Genomic DNA, 17,891 nt, shown 5'->3' on the forward strand with positions numbered 1-17,891 from the left:
TACTCGAGTGAAGAACCTTTCGACGGCCTCTATAGCTCCTTCAAAAGGATCAGACTTAAAACATATTTTTCAAAAATCTTACGCATATTGGTAAACACCTTCAATTTATTTAATTTGTATCTTTTTGATTAAAATCACATTTTATTCACGTATACTATGCTTTTAAGTTATAACTATGACTTTATAGCTAACTGACCAGTGATGAACTTAGCAGCACTGCTTCACATAAAATTGATCTATGAAAACTTAGACTAGTTTTAGTTCCATCTCATGAAGCAAAAAATATGCGATTTGGTTTAATTCTGGGTGATCAATTAAATCACCAACTCGCAACGCTCAAGTATTTAAACCGAAATGAAGACGTTATTTTGATGGCTGAAGTGCTTGAGGAAACATCTTATGTTGCTCATCATCTACAAAAAATAGCGCTGATTTTTAGTGCAATGCGACACTTTGCAAAAGAATTAAAAGCACAGGGCTGGAAAATCCGTTATCACACATTTAAGCGCGAAAGTCATATAAAAAAGTTAGTCGACTTTATTGCTTTGCAGCAGCAACACTTCTTCGCGAATGCTCTCGTCATTACCCAATGTGGTGAATATCGTTTGCAGCATGAAATCGAAAGTTCATGGGCTAACTCACTAAAACTATCTGTTATTTGTTTAGAAGATGATCGCTTCTTTTGTACCGTAGAACAATTCAAGCAATGGGCAAAGAAATATGAAACGCTAAGAATGGAATACTTTTACCGAGAAATGCGCAAGCAAACTCAATATTTAATGTATGACCAACAACCCATAGGCGGGCAATGGAACTTTGATCAAGCCAATCGAAAAGCATGGTCAGGCGATCCACCTTTGCCACCAAAATTAGCGTTTGAGCATGATCAAATTGATATAGATGTTATTCGACTGGTCAAGAAAGAATTTTCTCAACATATCGGCAATATCGATTCCTTTCAATGGGCAACTACCCGTCAAAATGCCTTGCTTGCTTTAGATGATTTTATTTCTAACAACCTAACCCACTTTGGCGATTATCAAGATGCTATGGTTTATGGTTCAGACTTTATGTTTCATAGTCTGCTCTCGCCTTATTTAAATTGTGGATTATTATTACCCAAAGAGATATGTGACGCTGCTCAAACAGCCTATTACAACGGACAGGCCCCCTTAAATGCAGTAGAAGGATTTATTCGCCAAATTTTAGGATGGCGGGAATATGTGCGTGGAATCTATTGGTTATCTATGCCTGACTATAGCGATCAAAATACCCTTCATGCCACCACGCCGCTGCCACAATATTACTGGACAGGTGATACAAAAATGGCATGTATGGCCGAGTGTTTCAGAACTACCTTTGAACATGGCTATGCTCACCATATTCAGCGTTTAATGATTACAGGCAACTTTGCGCTTTTAGCAGGTGTAAATCCATCAGAAATTTGCGAATGGTATTTAGCTGTCTATGTAGATGCTTATGAATGGGTCGAATTACCGAATACTTTAGGCATGGCGATGTATGCAGATGGCGGCATCATGGCAAGTAAACCCTATGCTGCATCAGGTAATTACATACATAAAATGTCAAATTATTGTCAGCACTGTACATATAACGTCAAAACCAAAACTGAACCAGACAGTTGTCCATTTAACAGCTTGTATTGGTATTTTATGAGCCAGCATGAGGCCATATTTCGTCAAAATCCCAGAATGGCGATGGTCTACAAAAACCTTGATCGTATGAAAGATAAAGCTTCTGTCATGAAGCATGCAAAGTTACTTATTCATCAACTTGATGAGCTTTAACATCATGAAAAAACAGCATCTACCCCAGAAAATATGTGTCTATTGTCAACGCTCTTTTAACTGGCGAAAGAAATGGGAGCGTTGCTGGGAAGAAGTAAAATATTGCTCTGAAAGATGTAAACGACACGCCCGCTCGAATAAGTAAATATTTCACCGGATTGTTTTAACTGATTCAACACTACTCTTCATTGTTGAATCAGTTGTATTTCAATTGATTATATTTGATGGTCTTAAGCATATTTATACTGACGAGAACAGTAAGCTCGTTCAACTTCTGGTGAACGTAATTGCTGATGCTTGGTTTTACGCCCTGCCATACGCTTACGCCAGAGTTTAAAACTGCTCGATTTTAAGTTATATCTCATTAAACGAATAACTTCACTTTCACGTAAGCCATACTCTCGCTCAATTGCTTCAAATGGGGTTCGATCTTCCCATGCCATTTCAATAATTCTAGATAGGTCCTGTTCATCAATTTTTTTCATGTTATGCCCTTTTAAATTATGTTGTAGCCAAATCTGATTCTTTAACAAACAACCTTCTGAAAATAGCTTCACTTACCCGATTGCTTGCCTTGAATGTTTTCGTGTTTTGCTTCAGATCATAGAAAGGTAAACATGAATTTTTTGTGATTTTTTAGCTTTATAAACTCTATTTTTTATATAAGACATAAACAGCTCTAAAACCTTTGAGTGGTTTAACTTTTTATTAACCACTATGACAAAATTTTTAATACCTAAAACATGAAAAAAGCCATTGCCTTAGCAATAGCTTTTTTGTTTATAATCATAAAATTATGCGCCCTTAGCTTAACTGGATAGAGCAGTTGCCTCCTAAGCGACCGACGTGGGTTCGAGTCCCGCAGGGCGCACATATTGAATAACTTAATCCTTCACTTCAGCCAGCAATGTTTCAGCTGCAAGTTTACCTAAATTATTAGAAGCAAGCGGACTATCGCCCGTTAACAATTTACGATCTCTATGACATTGTCCGGTAATACCAGTGTTCAGAATCTTCACACCGAGTTTTTCAAGGTTCTCACCGACTAACCACGGTAAAGCTCCCGGCATATAACCGATATCAATATTTGCTCCCTTATCTAATGAATCAGGGAATACACAAATTTGATAATCTTTAAAAATATAATTCTCAGGCTGTTCATCTATTGCGGCAGCCAGTAACGAAGCTGGACCATGACATAACGTAATAATAAATTTGTCTTGTTCAACTGCCCATTTAAGAACTTTCTTCACTTCAAGGCTATGCGGAATCTTCGCTAACACCCCATGCCCACCCGGAATAAATACAGCCGCATATAGAGAGTTTTCACCGACTACATTTTCTAAAATATCACCAAGTTTTAACGGATTTTTTAATTTATCTGCATATTTTTGGAAAGTATCTAATACCACTTGTTCTTGCTTTGGCATTGCCCACATTTCAAGTTTGGCTGGATTCCCTGAAAGGGTCGCGACATCAATTTCGAAGCCTGCATTATCTAAATGAAACATCGGCAAAAGCATTTCTACTGGATGGTTTCCTGTAGAAAAGAACTTACCGTTTTGCATCTGGATATAACGCTCATCAGTTGCAATCATTAAGACTTTTTTATTGCCCGTATACGGCGTTGGATAGGTTGTGCCATCGTAATCTGTTTTAGGAGAAGTATATTGACTCAGTGAATATGGTGATGGGAAGAACGCATTATCTTCAGCCAAATCTGGAGTTGGATTTTTATCATTTGATGCTGGGGTATTCATTGTTACCATCCTTTAGAATTGAAGAACGAAATAACAGCTTTAAGCCAGTTATTATTTCTTAGTACATGTATATTTAGATCAAGAAACTGGTGCAACACGCCAATAGAATTTGGCAATTTTTATATAGAAATAGGCACAATTAATAATTATAAATTTCAGTTTAGGCAAACATGACGTTCACCTAAACTATCACGCGTTAAATTAGGTATTGATCTCTAAAACGATCTTTCCAATATGGTCACCTTGCTCCATACATGCATGGGCACTTTGTACATCTGAAAAATCATAGGTTTTATAGATTTGCGGTAAGCACTTGCCTTGCGCCAATAATGGCCATACATGTTCATGTAAGGACTGAGCAATCTGTGCTTTTTCTTGGCTATTACGCGCTCGCATGGTTGAGCCAGTAATCGTTGCACGTTTTAAAATCAGTTTTTGTAAATCAAATTCTTTTGCAATTCGCCCTCCCATAAAACCAATAATGACCAGTCGACCATCACGCTTTAATAGATTTAAGTTTTTCGAGAAATACGAACCACCCACAATATCCAAAATCACATCAACACCTTGGTCTTGGGTGTGTTTCAAAATTTCTTGCTCAAAATCTTGGGTTTTATAGTTAATTGCAGTCGTTAAATTAGAGAGTGCTTCAACTTTATCTTCACTTCCAACTGTAGCAAAAGTTTTAATCCCTAAAGCATGGCAAATCGCTAAAGCGGTGGTCCCAATACCACTTGCCCCACCATGAATCAGTGCTGTTTCATTTTCTTTTAAACGGCCGATATCAAACAGATTTGCCCAAACTGTAAAGAATGTTTCCGGAATTGCAGCAGCTTGAGTAAATGATAAATTCTCAGGTATGGGAAGTACTTGCGTTGCAGTGACAGTACAATACTCTGCATAACCACCACCGTTGGTTAAAGCACAAACCTTGTCTCCAACTTTGAAGTGTTGCACTTGATCACCTACAGCAACTACGACCCCAGCGACTTCAAGACCCGGAATTTGCGTAACACCTTTTGGCATTGGGTATAAGCCCATACGCTGCAATACGTCTGGGCGGTTAATTCCAGCAGCTTTTATCTCAATTAACACTTCATCTGCTTGAGGAACTGGAACATCTGAATCTTGAAGTTTTAAGACCTCAGGTCCGCCAGGAACCGTAATTTCAACAATTTTCATGGTTGTTGGAAGACTCATTGATATGCTCCATGTTTGGTTTATATTTTAAATGTATTGATTTACTTTAATTCATTGAAGATTTAGGTGGAACTCCAAACAGCCGTTTGAACTCTCGACTAAACTGTGAGGCACTTACATACCCAACCTGATAGGCAGCTTCCGCAACACCCATTTGATTATTTAAGATTAAATCACGTGCTTTATGTAATCGAGTAATCTTAATGTACTGTAATGGAGAATAGTTCGTGACTTTCTTAAACGCTTGATGAAAAAGAGAGACACTCATTCCTGCTTGTTTAGCAAGTTCCTGAACCGTTAAATTATGATAGTAATCTCTTTGAATAATTTCACAAATTGTATAAATCACACTATTTCGACTTATCATAGCCGAAAGATTTTCGATTAAATCACGACTACCGGCCTGTAAAACCCTATAAATGAGTTCTCGTTTTATCTGCTCTCCCAATATCGCGGTATCTTGTTTAGAACGAAGTAAATGCAACAAACGTAAAGCAACTTCAGATATAACAGAGTTCATTTCTATAATATTTAAACCACAACTGAGCTTTATATCTCTTTTTTCAAGTTCATCTATAGATAACTGCTGCTCTTTGTTCATTTTAGTGGCTAAATCAGCCATCATTTGTGATTCAAATTTAATCGCAATTGCCAGCATCGGTTCATTTTCAACCCATGTATCGCAGTCAAAAGGAATAGCAATCGAGATGAGTAAACACTGGCCTTGTTGAAACTGAAAAGTTTCTTTTCCTATATAACCACGCTTTACGCCTTGTATGACTAAAACAATTGAAGGCTCTTGTAATACAGCAACAGGCTGTGTGGAATGATCAACCCTCATAAGAGTGATATTTGAAATATAGGTGGGATATAGCCCTTCTTGAGGAGCTAAATATAAAAAAGCCCCTACCAAACTTTTCATCAGATCATTCTGTTGCATTGCTTTATTTTTTACAGGCTATTTAAGATTTACTATATCAATCAAACTAAAAGGAAAAAGCGTTTCTTGGTAGTACTTTGTATAAATAAGCAAGTTAAAACTATTTTTAGGCATAAAAAAACCTAGAAGATTCTAGGTTTTTTCACTTAGTCTGACTATTAAGCAGATAAGTTAAAGAACATTGCTGCAATCAAAATAATGACACCGAGCACAATACGGTACCAAGCAAATACGCGTAGCGTATGGCGCTCAACAAAAAGTACCAGTGCCTTTACTACAAATAAAGCTGCAATAAATGCTGCAACAAAACCAACACCAATATTAATCATATTGTCTGAGGTCAACACATCAGCATTTTTAATTAAGTCAAATGTCGCTGCACCTAACATGGTCGGCATTGCAAGGAAGAACGAAAATTCTGTTGCGGCTTTACGTGATAAACCTGCAAACATCCCGCCTACAATTGTCGCACCTGAACGAGAAGTTCCCGGAATCATCGCAACACATTGAGCAAGACCGACTAAAAGTGCCTGCTTAAACGTGATTTTTGTCGCATCTAGTGTTTTATGCTCAAACTGTCTAGATTCAACCCAGAAAATAATCAGTGCACCAACAATGAGGGCAATCGCAACCACAATTGGGCTAAACAAAACGCTTTTAATAAAATCGACGGCTAAAACACCAATAATCACTGCTGGGAAAAAAGCAATTAATACACTAAAAGCAAAATGACGCGACTCTACATCGCCACTAAAGAAGCCTTTAATCAAGTTAATAATTTTTTGTCGATATAACCAGCATACTGCCAAAATAGCACCTAACTGGATCACTACTTCGAATACACGACCACCATCTGAATGGAAATCGATAATATGACCAAATAAAATCAAATGGCCAGTACTGGAAATTGGTAAAAATTCAGTTAAACCTTCAACAAACCCTAGAAATAGTGCTTTTATAACTTCAAAATTTTCCATCACTTGCTCAAAAAGTTAATCACTAGAAAGGTCTAAAAATTTGTTTTATATCATGAACGAACCAACATTTTGGCTAAGTTCATGTTCAATATCAGATCATTTCTAGCATTTTGGTTATTGCCTTTAATTAAAGACCGATTATTTAAAGTGCAATAATGTATCACATCATTATGACAAACTTAGGTTAACTATCGTAAAAAGATAAAATCTAATCAAAAACAAATCGTCTTCTAGTTATAAATAAAAGCTCTTAAACTTAAACAGGCCAAGAAACCATCTTAAAACATCAAACAAACATGATATTATTTCAAGTATATGTCATTTATATTTAAAATTTAAACAGAATGAAAAATACTAAAATCAACGCACGTCATCTGATTATCGATCTCTTTCTTTCCTCTGCTTACCCTCAACTTACGATTAAACAAATTTTGGTGGCTGCCAAACTGTTTAACTTAAGTGAAAATGGTATTCGAGTTGCGACAACCCGTTTATTAAATGAAGGCATGATTGAAAGCGTAGAACGCGGAATTTATCAACTTTCACCTTCTACGAAAGATTGGGCAAAAGTAATACTCAATCGTAAAAATGGTATTAAACAAACTAAAGAATGGCAGCAACATTATCTTGCTGTATTTACAGGCACACTGGGCCGTATAGACCGAACTGCTCTTAAAAAGCGTGAACGTGTACTGCGTCAATTTGGTTTTAAAGAATTAGAAACTGGTATTTACATCCGCCCAGACAATTTAGCTTATAGTTTTGAAAAAACCTGTGAGGAGCTTGTTTTAGCTGGGCTAGAGAAAGAAGCAAAAATTTGTATTATTCAGCATTTCGAACCCTCAACGCTTAAGCAAATTTTTTCTTTGTGGGATACCAAACAACTCGAAAAAAATTATGAAATGTATAGTCGAGATATCACACACTGGCTTGAAAACTATACTCACCTCTCCTTAAATGATGCTGCAGTTAAAGCCCTTCTTTTAGGTAGGGAAACAATTGCTTTACTCATGAATGATCCCCTATTACCAGCACCATTTGTAAATGAGTCTGCGCGTAATCAATTTGCTCAAGATGTACAGCAGTTAGACGCGATCGGCCAAAAACTTTGGAAAAAAATATATGAACAAGAACTAAATCTATAATCATCTGATTTATTTTTTTACAAACAAATATTTCACTTTTTAATTTTTTATGACTATATTTGTAATATAAAAATATAGATACCGAACTCTAATTTGGGAGAATAACAATGAATACGCAGGTAAGTGTTACGGACCTATTTAGCAGAGAAGAAATACAAGAGCTTACAGAACCTTCAGATGCATATGGAGCTTGGGCTGTTGCCAGCACATGGGCTGTTATTGGCGGAACATTCGCTAGCTTAATAATGATGTGGGACTACTTGCCAAGTTGGGGTAAATTATTAGCATGTATGCTTGCCTTAGCAATCTTGGCGGGTCGTCAGTTATGCCTCGCAATTTTAATGCACGACGCATCTCACAAAAGTTTATTCAAAAATAAAAAAATAAATGATTTCGTAGGTGAATGGCTATGCGCCCGCCCCATCTGGAATGATCTTCAAAAATATCGTGTACACCATGTTCGTCACCATGCAAAAACCTCTACTCCAGATGACCCAGATCTTTCTTTAGTTGCTGGTTTTCCTGTCAGTAAAAAGTCTCTGACTCGTAAATTCTTACGCGACTTAACAGGTATGACTGGCTTAAAGTTTAGCTTAGGTCGAGTTTTAATGGATCTGGATGTCATGAAATGGACTGTTGCCAATGATCAAATTTGGTTAGACCGCAGTCATAAAAATTTCGTTGACTATGCAAAGAGTATTGCAAAAAACAGTACAGGTGCTATTGCAACGAATTTAGCACTTTATGGCGTTTTAAAAGCATTTGGTCAACAACGTTTTTATTGGTTATGGCCTCTGGCTTACTTAACTCCATTCCCACTTTTTTTACGTATTCGCTCTATGGCAGAACACGCTGGTATGAAAACCAGCAATACTGCTTTAACCAATACTCGAACAACACGAGCTGGATGGATTGCGAGAAGTTTTGTTGCACCAATCCACGTAAACTACCATATGGAACACCATTTAATGGCTTCTGTACCATATTTTAAATTACCACGTATGCACCAGATATTAAGAAAACGAGGGCATGTTCCAGTCCCGCCTAGCTATTTTGAAGTGATTCACTCACTTTCATCGAAACCATAATCATCAATTTAAGGCATATTAGAAGATCACTTTCAATTTTGTGGTCTTCTTGATTATTCACTTATATCTAAATTTTTTAGTTTTAACTGAGTTCGATAATACTTAGGTGTCACTCCCATCCAGCGTTTAAAAGCGCGAGTGAAATGAGATGTATCTGCATAACCTAAACTTAAAGCCACAGTTTCAATTGATGTAGAACTATTTTCTAAAAGATGATGTGCATATTGCTTTCGAGTTAAATCAACTAATGCTGAGAAACTTGTATTATCGGTTGCCAAGTACCGCTGTAAGCTACGTTCTGACATATTCATCATTTGAGCGACTTGCTTAACTTTTAATATTTCTCCCTGATTATTAATCAATAATTTTTTTATGACTTGGCTAATTTCTGCTTTCCATCCACTTCGTAACTTCAATTTATCAATATCTTTTTTACACTGTGCTTTCAGTAAAGGTGCCAGCATAGGGTCAGCCGTTAGTATAGGCTGCATTAAATATTCTTTAGGAAAAATCCAAAGATTATGTTTTTGGTCAAATAAACAACTTACGCCTAATTTATCTTTTATTTTTGAAAAACCTAGTGGTTCGGGCATATTCAATTGCACTGTACCTAAAGAAGATAATCCTGTTAGATGCTTCGCGATTTGAACAAAACCTAATAATAAAAAAATAGTAGCATCTGGACTCAACTGAAAAGCTTTCAAAGGCTGGTGTATAGACCAGTAAAAATAATCTTGTTCTTGCTTTAACTCAGGTTTAAAGGCATCACAACGAGCCGCTATAAATTGCTCAAATATTTTTAAGGCCTCTCCCAAATTTGTACTGACCATGGCCGCCATACCCACCGAACCATAACAAGACGCTTTCATTTCCAACGCCAAATAACCCGCCAATGCTGGCTCATGAGTGCGTTGAATCGCATGCTTAAGTAAGTTATTTAAGGTATTAAACTCAACATACCAATACGGTTTGTTTAATTTTTCTAATGTTATGCCACTTCCATCTAAAAACTGCTCAGCAGAGATATTCAAGCGCTTAACCATATCAACTAATAAATTAATATAAGTTCCAGGTAATTCTGGGTTCAGGTTTGGTCCACTAGAAATCATAAATATGGCGCCAAATGGTAAAAACTGTCAGTTCATGAACTATGCCATGCTTTTAAATTGATGCATAGTTGTTCAAAACGAAACCCGCTAAATTGCACTAGACAACACAATTTCTAAAAAGAATACAGGTCACCTTATGAATATTCTGATCGTTCATGCTCATCCAGAGCCACTATCTTTTACAACATCATTAAAAACCACAGCCCAGCAAACTTTTAAAAAGTTGGGTCATCGTGTAGAAGTTTCTGACTTGTATGCAATGCAATTCAACCCTGTAGCTTCCAAAGAGGATTTTTTAGAACTCAATCAACCCGACTATTTCAATTACGCATTAGAACAACGTAATGCCGCCAAGCAAAACCTTTTAGCACCTGATATCCAAGCGGAAATTGAAAAGGTAAAACGAGCAGATTTGATCATTTTAAACTTCCCTCTTTACTGGACTTCTGTCCCGGCAATTTTAAAAGGATGGATTGATCGCGTATTCGTTTCAGGACTTTTTTATGGCGGAAAGCGTTTTTATAACCACGGTGGTATGGCGGGTAAAAAAGCGATGCTCTGTTTAACACTGGGCGGTAGAACGCATATGTTTGGCGAGAGCTCAATTCACGGACCAATTGAACATTATCTCTCACCCATTCAACGCGGCACCTTGGCTTATACTGGTTTTGAGGTTCTTCCACCATTCATTGCCTACCATGTACCTTATATTAGCCAAGAGGCACGAGAAACAATTCTTGAAGACTATATAACGTACCTTACTCACCTCGACCAGCTAGAACCTTTAAAATTTCCCAAACTTGAAGAATTTGATGAGAAGTTATATCCCCTTTAATGGTATGTTTTAGCTCTAAAAGCAGACTAACCAGACATACTTCTCATTTTTTGGTTATTCTTTGGAATATAAAAGATCTTAACTAGTCTTTAAACCCTCCCAAAAATTGATCAATTGGTAAAAAAATTGCTTAATTTCCACCCATTAATTAAGAATATAAAACTTAATCAATAATATACACATGTAGAGAAACTAGACTTGTCCAGTAAAAATGATAACTAATACTCAATTCATAACCAATCAATTCATATTTTTACAAAAAAATCTTTGGCCATTTTTTTTGGATTTATGACAAAAATGTCATAAAACTAAAGTCTATTAATAATAGATAAAAAATATAAATATCAAATATTTAAAATAATTTAATAATGTAAATATTTCTCCATATTTCATTCATTATTGACATTTTTTGTATAAAAAATGAGTACTCCCCAGTTCATATAACAGATTTACTCTTAGTGTAATTATGCTATTTTTGTTACATGGAGTTATCAAAGCTTTGAAACTTGTAATTAAAAGCTTTGAAGGCAACACAGTTTAAACGGTTTAACTCTGTTACTTTTAAAAAAATGTCTTGAAGTTCAAGGAAAGATTAAAATGAAATTAAAACATCTGAGCACTGCAATGATTTTAGCAACGCTGCCTGCAACTGGGGTTTTTGCAGCAGCTTTGGATCGCTCTGGACAGTCAATGTCCGCATTCTTTCAACCTGGTAATTATTTTGAAGCAGGTATTTCTGTTTTAGACCCAGATGTATCGGGTAAAGAAGCAGGTTCGAGTGCAACACGTCGTGATATTAGTGATATGGCTAATGATTACTACTTCCCAAGTGCAGCATTAAAACTACAACTTAACGATAAATTCTCTTTTGGTCTACTCTATGACCAACCATTTGGAGCAGATGCAGAATATTCAGGTAACAATGTATTCGTTTCTAATCCTGGTACTGATTCTGTTTTATCAGCATCAGCTATCGATGGCCTTGTTACTAAAAAAGCAACTGATGCTTTGCAAGCACAAGGTTTACCTGTCAATGATCAAACTTTAGCTTTAGCAAAAGGCCAAGTTTTAGCAAGCCCACAATTTAAACAACTCGCTGGCGCTCTTGCTGCAGCAAATAATTATTTAGGTAATGGTGGAACTAAAGTTAAAGTTGATACACAAAATTTATCTTTTGTATTTGGTTATCAACCAACAAAAAACTTTAATTTCTACGCAGGTCCTGTATTACAAACAGTTAAAGGTAATGTAAGTTTACGAGGCCAAGCGTATAGCCTTTATAATGGCTATGATGCAAATATCAAAGAAACTACAGGCGCTGGTTGGTTAGCAGGTGCAGCTTATCAAATTCCTGAAATCGCACTTCGAGCATCTGTAACTTATCGTTCTGAAATTGACCATAAAGTGGATATTAATGAAAATTTATCTTTATTAAACTTCCCTGGTCTTACTTCAGTACTTGGTGGTTTAGATGTTCCAGCTTCTAAAATCCAAGCAATTAACTCATCTGGTAAAACGACAATTACTACTCCACAGTCTGTTAACCTTGATTTTCAAACAGGGATCATGGCTGATACCGTTGCATTCGCCAATGTACGTTGGGTGAACTGGAAAGACTTCTCAATTCAACCATATAAATTTGGTAAAGTTTCAGAAGCTGTGGGTGGTCTGGTTGGCCGTCCAAATGGCTTTAACCTAGTTGAATATTCAGACGATCAATGGACAGTGAATGCTGGTGTGGGTCGTAAGCTTAATGATAAATGGGCAGGTAATGTCTCTGTCGGTTGGGACTCTGGCGCAGGTAACCCGGTGACTACATTGGGCCCAACAGAAGGTTACTGGAACGTAGGTGTAGGTGTTCAATATAGCCCTACTCCACAAACATTTATTGCTGGTGGTGTGAAATACTTCTGGTTGGGTGATGCTAAAGCACAAACTGGTGCACAAGCTGGTAGCGATCAATATGTTGCAGAGTTCTCTGATAACAACGCGATCGCCTATGGTTTAAAACTTGGCTATAAATTCTAAGTTTCAAACTCATTCATATAAAAAAGGCGCTTTAAGCGCCTTTTTTATTGCCCATTCTTAAGCAGGAATATTACGCTGCGAAACTGAACGGATTGCTTCTTTTAGGGCATCATATCCATTAATTGCTGGGAACTGTGGGAATTCCGCAATGACGTTGGCAGGTGCATCAAATAAGAAGCCATGATCAGCTTCACCAAGCATGGTTGTGTCATTATATGAATCCCCTGCCGCGATTACACGGAAATTTAAACCGTGAAGCGCTTTAACTGACTCGCGTTTTTGGTCTGGTTGACGAAGTTTATAAGCTGTAATCATCCCATTTTCATCAGTTTCTAATTTGTGACAGAAAATTGTTGGCCAGCCTAATTGCTTCATTAGAGGATGAGCAAACTCATAGAAAGTATCGGACAAAATGACCAGTTGGAAATGATTACTCACCCATTCAACAAACTCTTTGGCACCTGGTAATGGCCCCATCTCGGCAATAACTTCTTGAATATCATTTAGGCCTAGACCATGTTGTTTTAAAATATTCAGACGCTGAGTCATTAAAACATCATAATCGGGAATATCACGAGTTGTTGCTTCTAGTTCTTTAATCCCTGTTTTTTTTGCGAAATTGATCCAGATTTCAGGAACTAAAACTCCTTCAAGATCTAGGCATACGATTTCCATGAATGCTTCCAACGTTGGTTAAAAATTGCTGTATCATACCATTAAGATTTTCAGATTTGCGTTGTTATTGATCAAATCAATTTTATTCATAAGGATTGAAATTAAAGTGCTAAGCAATTTATTCACTATCCTTTAGAATATTTTTCATAACACAATGCGCCCAAGCCTTTTGCCAGGAACACCCATGACCGTTATTCCGACTATTGATATCGTTGATGCTCTCGCGACTGAATATGCAGCTAAAAGCCCACGTGAGATTTTAGAGCTTGCATTAAGCCAACAAGGTGAAATCGCAATTTCTTTCTCTGGAGCAGAAGATGTAGTCTTAATTGATATGGCTTCACGTTTAGGTAAACCCTTCCGTGTTTTTAGTCTTGATACTGGGCGGCTGCATCCTGAAACTTATCAATTTATTGAAACTGTTAGTAAGCACTACAATATTAATATCGAGATTTGCTTCCCGGAATCTGAAGCTGTGCAAAGCATGGTAAATGAAAAAGGCTTATTTAGCTTCTTTAAAGATGGACACCAAGAGTGCTGTGGTATTCGAAAAGTTCAGCCTTTACGTAAGAAACTTGCGACTTTAGATGGTTGGATTACAGGCCAGCGTAAAGATCAAAGTCCGGGTACACGTACTGAAATTCCGGTGGTACAAGCAGATGCTGGTTTCTCTGGTCCGGGTAAGCAACTCATTAAATATAACCCGCTTGCGAACTGGTCTAGTGCTGATGTGTGGAGTTACATCCGCATGATGGAAATTCCATACAACCCTCTACACGAGCGTGGTTTTGTTTCTATTGGCTGTGAGCCATGTACACGTCCAGTACTTCCAAACCAGCATGAACGTGAAGGCCGTTGGTGGTGGGAAGAAGCAACACAAAAAGAATGTGGCTTACATGCAGGCAACTTAAAAAAATAGTCTGGTATAAAAAAACCACTGATGAATCAGTGGTTTTTTTACAGTTATATCTCGTACACAAAGTCATATTTAATCTGTAATAAACGCTATATACTAAATTTTACGGTTCTATAATTCTAATAAGAGCTCAGTTAAGGGCTTCTTAGAAAAAAGCATGAGGCACAACGAGTTATGCGTCCATTACACCCTATTGATTTTATTTTTCTATCGTTAGAAAAAAGACAACAACCGATGCATGTTGGCGGATTGTTTTTATTTGAAATTCCTGAAAATGCCCCTGAAACTTTTGTTCGTGATTTAGTAGAAGAAATTCGCCAATCAAAAAGTATTCCTGTCCCTCCCTTTAATAACCGTTTAAATGGCTTATTTTGGGATGAAGATGAAGAATTCGATATCGATCATCATTTCCGCCATATTGCCTTGCCTCATCCTGGCCGAATTCGTGAATTACTCGTATATATTTCGCAGCAGCACAGTTCTTTAATTGACCGTGCAAAACCTCTGTGGACCTGCGACATTATTGAAGGGATCGAAGGTAATCGTTTCGCGATGTACTTTAAGATTCATCATGCCATGGTAGATGGCGTTGCGGGTATGCGCTTAATTGAGAAGTCTCTGTCAAAAACACCAGAAGAAAAACATGTGGTTCCACTTTGGTGCGTAGAAAGTAAAAGAACAAAACGCTTAAAAGTACCAAAACCAAGTACTAGTAAAATCAAAAGTATTTTAGGAGGCATCAAGTCACAGCTTGAAGTTACTCCGAAGGTCATGCATGAGTTATCACAAACCATCTTTAAAGAAATGGGGAAAAATCCTGACTATGTATCGACTTTTCAGGCGCCAGTTTCAATTTTGAATCAACGCGTAAGCGCTTCACGTCGCTTTGCAGCCCAATCTTTTGAATTAAGTCGCCTTAGAAAGATTTCTAAAGCGCTTGGTGTGACCATTAATGACGTCGTACTTGCTGTATGTTCTGGAGCATTACGTGAATACCTGATTAGCCATAATAGCTTGCCTAAAAAGCCTCTTATTGCGATGGTGCCCGCTTCACTGCGTACAGATGACTCTGACGTAAGTAATCGCATTACGATGATTCTAGCGAATTTGGGGACCCATAAAGACCAGCCTCTAGAACGACTCGAAATTATTCGTCGTAGTATGCAAAATTCAAAGCAACGCTTTAGCCGAATGACTGCAAATGAGATTTTAAACTATAGCGCTGTAGTTTATGGCCCAGCAGGTCTAAACATCATGTCTGGAATGCTTCCTAAGCGTCAGGCATTCAATTTAGTGATTTCTAATGTACCTGGCCCACGTGAGCCACTTTATTGGAATGGTGCGAAATTAGATGCGCTCTACCCTGCTTCTATAGTCATGGATGGGCAAGCGCTTAATATTACGATGACAAGCTATCTGGATAAGCTTGAAGTAGGTTTAACAGCATGTCGAAATGCTTTACCTAAGATGCAAAACCTTTTAACCCATCTTGAAGATGAGATTCAACGGTTTGAAGAAATTATTGAGGAAAAACAGCTGAAACATCATTCAGCAAGTTAAGAAAAATTAAGGGGCTTTGAAATGGCCCCTTATTTTTTAATTGCGCGGCACTGGTTAAGCAACTGATGACATACTGAACGGATCATCGCAGTTGTAATCGGTACTTCTTTACCTTGGTCATTCAACATATAGCAGCTATTTACTGGCGTGCTTTCTAAAACATGTTTAAGACCGTTGCTAATTAGGTTTTCACTTACATTCATGGGTTATACCTCTTATTGTTTGCTAAGACGTTTTAAACAGGGAGAACGTCTACGGCTACTGTATGCAAGTAGTATTTAAAATTCATGAATGAAAGTAAAATTTCAGTTGTAACAAGGATTAAGCGATATCTTGTTACAACTTTAACTTAAAATGATATCGTATTGCTCTTGCGTATATAAATTTTCGACCTGAAATTTAATAACTCTGTTGATAAAGTGCTCTAAATCAGCCACTGCAGGGGCTTCTGCCGTTAATAATCGGTCAATTACAGAAGGATGAGCAACGACAGTAAAGCCACTCGTAGACTCAAATGCACGCGTATATCGTAATATCTCTCGAAATATTTCGTAACACACTGTCTCTGCCGTTTTGACAAAACCACGTCCCTGACACGTTGGACACGACTCACATAACAAGTGTTCTAATGATTCACGTGTTCTTTTACGTGTCATTTCGACTAAGCCAAGTTCAGACACCTGTGTGATTTTTGTTTTGGCGTGATCACGTTCAAGCATTTTTTCAAATTGACGCATCACCTCTTCACGATGAATGGCTTCTTGCATGTCAATAAAATCAATAATGATAATACCGCCCAGATTTCTTAGTCTGAGCTGACGTGCGATCACCTGAGTCGCTTCCATATTGGTCTTAAAGACTGTGTCTTCGAGGCTACGACCACCGACATATGAACCTGTATTGACATCAATGGTAGTCATGGCTTCTGTCTGGTCAATCATTAGATAACCACCAGACTTTAGAGCAACACGTGTTTGTAGAGCTTTTTGAATATCTTCTTCGACGTTATAGAGATCAAATAATGGTCGTTCACCCGGATAATGAATCAGGCGACTTTGCATATTCGGCACAAATTCATCTACAAACTCACGCAGTTTGCCGTGAATTTCTCTCGAATCGACATAAATCTTTGCTGTTTCTTCGCTTGCCAAATCACGAATAATTCGTTGTGGTAGTGGTAGTTCTTCAAAAATTAAAGAAGGAACTGCAACATCTACTTGTTTACGCTGGATATATTCCCATAGCTTGCTGAGGTAACACATATCTTGTGCAATCTCAGCATCATCTACGCCTTCAGCAGCAGTACGGACAATTACACTACCGGGTAGATTATGCTCTGCCTGAATACCTTCGATGATATTACGTAAGCGTTCGCGCTCTTCTTCTGACTCAATACGTTGTGAAACACCAATATGGTTACCATACGGCATAAGAACTAAATAGCGAGAAGGAATAGAAAGATCTGTACTTAGACGAGCACCTTTGGTACCGAGCATGTCTTTCATCACCTGAACGGTCAGAATTTGCCCTGGATGAAGTAATTCAAAAACATTGGGAGTTGGCTGTGAACGAGGCCAAACCATATCATTAATATGCAAAAAGGCTGTTCTAGATAATCCGATATCAACAAAAGCCGCTTGCATGCCCGGAAGCACGCGGACAACTTTACCTTTGTAGATATTGCCGACAAGTCCTCGCTTCACTGTACGTTCAACATACAGCTCATTAACAGTTCCATTTTCGATTAATGCCACCCGACACTCCATAGGTGTGACATTAATAAGTAGTTCTTCTGACATACATAAACTCAAAGCATTATAAAATTTTTATTAAAGAGTCAGAGGGACTGT

At 37.5% G+C, this 17,891-nt stretch carries 17 protein-coding genes and 1 tRNA gene; 9 read left to right on the forward strand and 9 right to left on the reverse strand.

Going from position 1 to position 17,891, the window contains the following annotated elements; all coding sequences use genetic code 11:
* The first annotated feature begins 284 nt into the window (after positions 1-284).
* Both ABLC00_RS15035 and ABLC00_RS15040 read left to right on the forward strand, forming a co-directional pair.
* Complete coding sequence (locus ABLC00_RS15035; RefSeq protein WP_004885433.1) at positions 285-1,808, forward strand: cryptochrome/photolyase family protein; 1,524 nt, start codon at positions 285-287, stop codon at positions 1,806-1,808.
* A 4-nt stretch (positions 1,809-1,812) separates the two neighbouring features.
* A complete protein-coding gene (locus tag ABLC00_RS15040) occupies positions 1,813-1,953 on the forward strand; it encodes a DUF2256 domain-containing protein (protein WP_023188215.1) in 141 nt (46 codons plus the stop codon).
* Between the two features lie 85 nt (positions 1,954-2,038).
* Here ABLC00_RS15040 and ABLC00_RS15045 read toward each other — a convergent pair whose 3' ends face one another.
* Entirely contained in the window at positions 2,039-2,293 is a 255-nt protein-coding gene (locus ABLC00_RS15045; RefSeq protein ID WP_004705831.1) for a TIGR03643 family protein, read from the reverse strand.
* Positions 2,294-2,606: 313 nt separating this feature from the next.
* Between ABLC00_RS15045 and ABLC00_RS15050 the strand changes: the two genes are divergently transcribed.
* Positions 2,607-2,679: transfer RNA gene (locus ABLC00_RS15050), tRNA-Arg, on the forward strand.
* A 13-nt stretch (positions 2,680-2,692) separates the two neighbouring features.
* On the opposite strand, the gene hchA is transcribed toward ABLC00_RS15050, so the two are convergent.
* The 4 genes from hchA to ABLC00_RS15070 form a co-directional block, all read right to left on the reverse strand.
* Positions 2,693-3,568, reverse strand: a complete 876-nt coding sequence (gene hchA / locus ABLC00_RS15055; protein WP_004885431.1) for a glyoxalase III HchA — start codon at positions 3,566-3,568, stop codon at positions 2,693-2,695.
* 201 nt (positions 3,569-3,769) lie between these two features.
* Positions 3,770-4,768 carry an NAD(P)H-quinone oxidoreductase gene (locus ABLC00_RS15060; RefSeq protein WP_004885429.1) on the reverse strand — a complete coding sequence of 333 codons (999 nt, stop codon included), beginning with the start codon at positions 4,766-4,768 and terminating at the stop codon, positions 3,770-3,772.
* A 46-nt stretch (positions 4,769-4,814) separates the two neighbouring features.
* Positions 4,815-5,708 carry an AraC family transcriptional regulator gene (locus ABLC00_RS15065; RefSeq protein WP_004885427.1) on the reverse strand — a complete coding sequence of 298 codons (894 nt, stop codon included), beginning with the start codon at positions 5,706-5,708 and terminating at the stop codon, positions 4,815-4,817.
* Between the two features lie 158 nt (positions 5,709-5,866).
* Positions 5,867-6,685, reverse strand: a complete 819-nt coding sequence (locus ABLC00_RS15070) for an undecaprenyl-diphosphate phosphatase (protein WP_002051555.1) — start codon at positions 6,683-6,685, stop codon at positions 5,867-5,869.
* 344 nt (positions 6,686-7,029) lie between these two features.
* On the opposite strand from ABLC00_RS15070, the gene ABLC00_RS15075 reads away from it, so the two are divergent.
* Together ABLC00_RS15075 and ABLC00_RS15080 are read left to right on the forward strand one after the other, a co-directional pair.
* Positions 7,030-7,830, forward strand: coding sequence for a PaaX family transcriptional regulator C-terminal domain-containing protein (locus ABLC00_RS15075; protein WP_004885424.1), 801 nt, complete (start codon positions 7,030-7,032; stop codon positions 7,828-7,830).
* Between the two features lie 107 nt (positions 7,831-7,937).
* Positions 7,938-8,918 (forward strand): fatty acid desaturase family protein, encoded by a 981-nt coding sequence (locus ABLC00_RS15080; RefSeq protein WP_004885423.1) that lies wholly within the window; start codon positions 7,938-7,940, stop codon positions 8,916-8,918.
* Positions 8,919-8,971: 53 nt separating this feature from the next.
* Here ABLC00_RS15080 and ABLC00_RS15085 read toward each other — a convergent pair whose 3' ends face one another.
* A complete protein-coding gene (locus ABLC00_RS15085) occupies positions 8,972-10,006 on the reverse strand; it encodes an AraC family transcriptional regulator (protein WP_006580370.1) in 1,035 nt (344 codons plus the stop codon).
* Positions 10,007-10,163: 157 nt separating this feature from the next.
* Here ABLC00_RS15085 and ABLC00_RS15090 point away from each other — a divergent pair, with 157 nt between their 5' ends.
* Together ABLC00_RS15090 and ABLC00_RS15095 are read left to right on the forward strand one after the other, a co-directional pair.
* Entirely contained in the window at positions 10,164-10,862 is a 699-nt protein-coding gene (locus tag ABLC00_RS15090; protein WP_002051318.1) for an NAD(P)H-dependent oxidoreductase, read from the forward strand.
* Positions 10,863-11,459: 597 nt separating this feature from the next.
* A complete protein-coding gene (locus ABLC00_RS15095; protein ID WP_004885418.1) occupies positions 11,460-12,890 on the forward strand; it encodes an OmpP1/FadL family transporter in 1,431 nt (476 codons plus the stop codon).
* Positions 12,891-12,947: 57 nt separating this feature from the next.
* On the opposite strand, the gene thrH is transcribed toward ABLC00_RS15095, so the two are convergent.
* Entirely contained in the window at positions 12,948-13,565 is a 618-nt protein-coding gene (thrH, locus tag ABLC00_RS15100) for a bifunctional phosphoserine phosphatase/homoserine phosphotransferase ThrH (protein WP_002051289.1), read from the reverse strand.
* Between the two features lie 184 nt (positions 13,566-13,749).
* Here thrH and ABLC00_RS15105 point away from each other — a divergent pair, with 184 nt between their 5' ends.
* Together ABLC00_RS15105 and ABLC00_RS15110 are read left to right on the forward strand one after the other, a co-directional pair.
* A complete protein-coding gene (locus ABLC00_RS15105) occupies positions 13,750-14,484 on the forward strand; it encodes a phosphoadenylyl-sulfate reductase (RefSeq protein ID WP_004885416.1) in 735 nt (244 codons plus the stop codon).
* A 171-nt stretch (positions 14,485-14,655) separates the two neighbouring features.
* The gene (locus ABLC00_RS15110) at positions 14,656-16,041 is read left to right on the forward strand and encodes a wax ester/triacylglycerol synthase family O-acyltransferase (RefSeq protein WP_002051325.1); all 1,386 of its coding nucleotides are present in this window, start codon (positions 14,656-14,658) and stop codon (positions 16,039-16,041) included.
* 29 nt (positions 16,042-16,070) lie between these two features.
* Here the strand turns inward: ABLC00_RS15110 and ABLC00_RS15115 are convergent, their stop codons facing one another.
* On the reverse strand, positions 16,071-16,244 hold the full coding sequence (locus ABLC00_RS15115) for a PA1571 family protein (protein ID WP_001103036.1): 174 nt from the start codon (positions 16,242-16,244) through the stop codon (positions 16,071-16,073).
* Positions 16,245-16,385: 141 nt separating this feature from the next.
* Entirely contained in the window at positions 16,386-17,840 is a 1,455-nt protein-coding gene (gene rng, locus ABLC00_RS15120; RefSeq protein ID WP_004712131.1) for a ribonuclease G, read from the reverse strand.
* Positions 17,841-17,891 lie beyond the last annotated feature (51 nt).

The organism is Acinetobacter nosocomialis (genome assembly GCF_041021905.1).
Classification (GTDB): Bacteria; Pseudomonadota; Gammaproteobacteria; order Pseudomonadales; family Moraxellaceae; genus Acinetobacter; species Acinetobacter nosocomialis.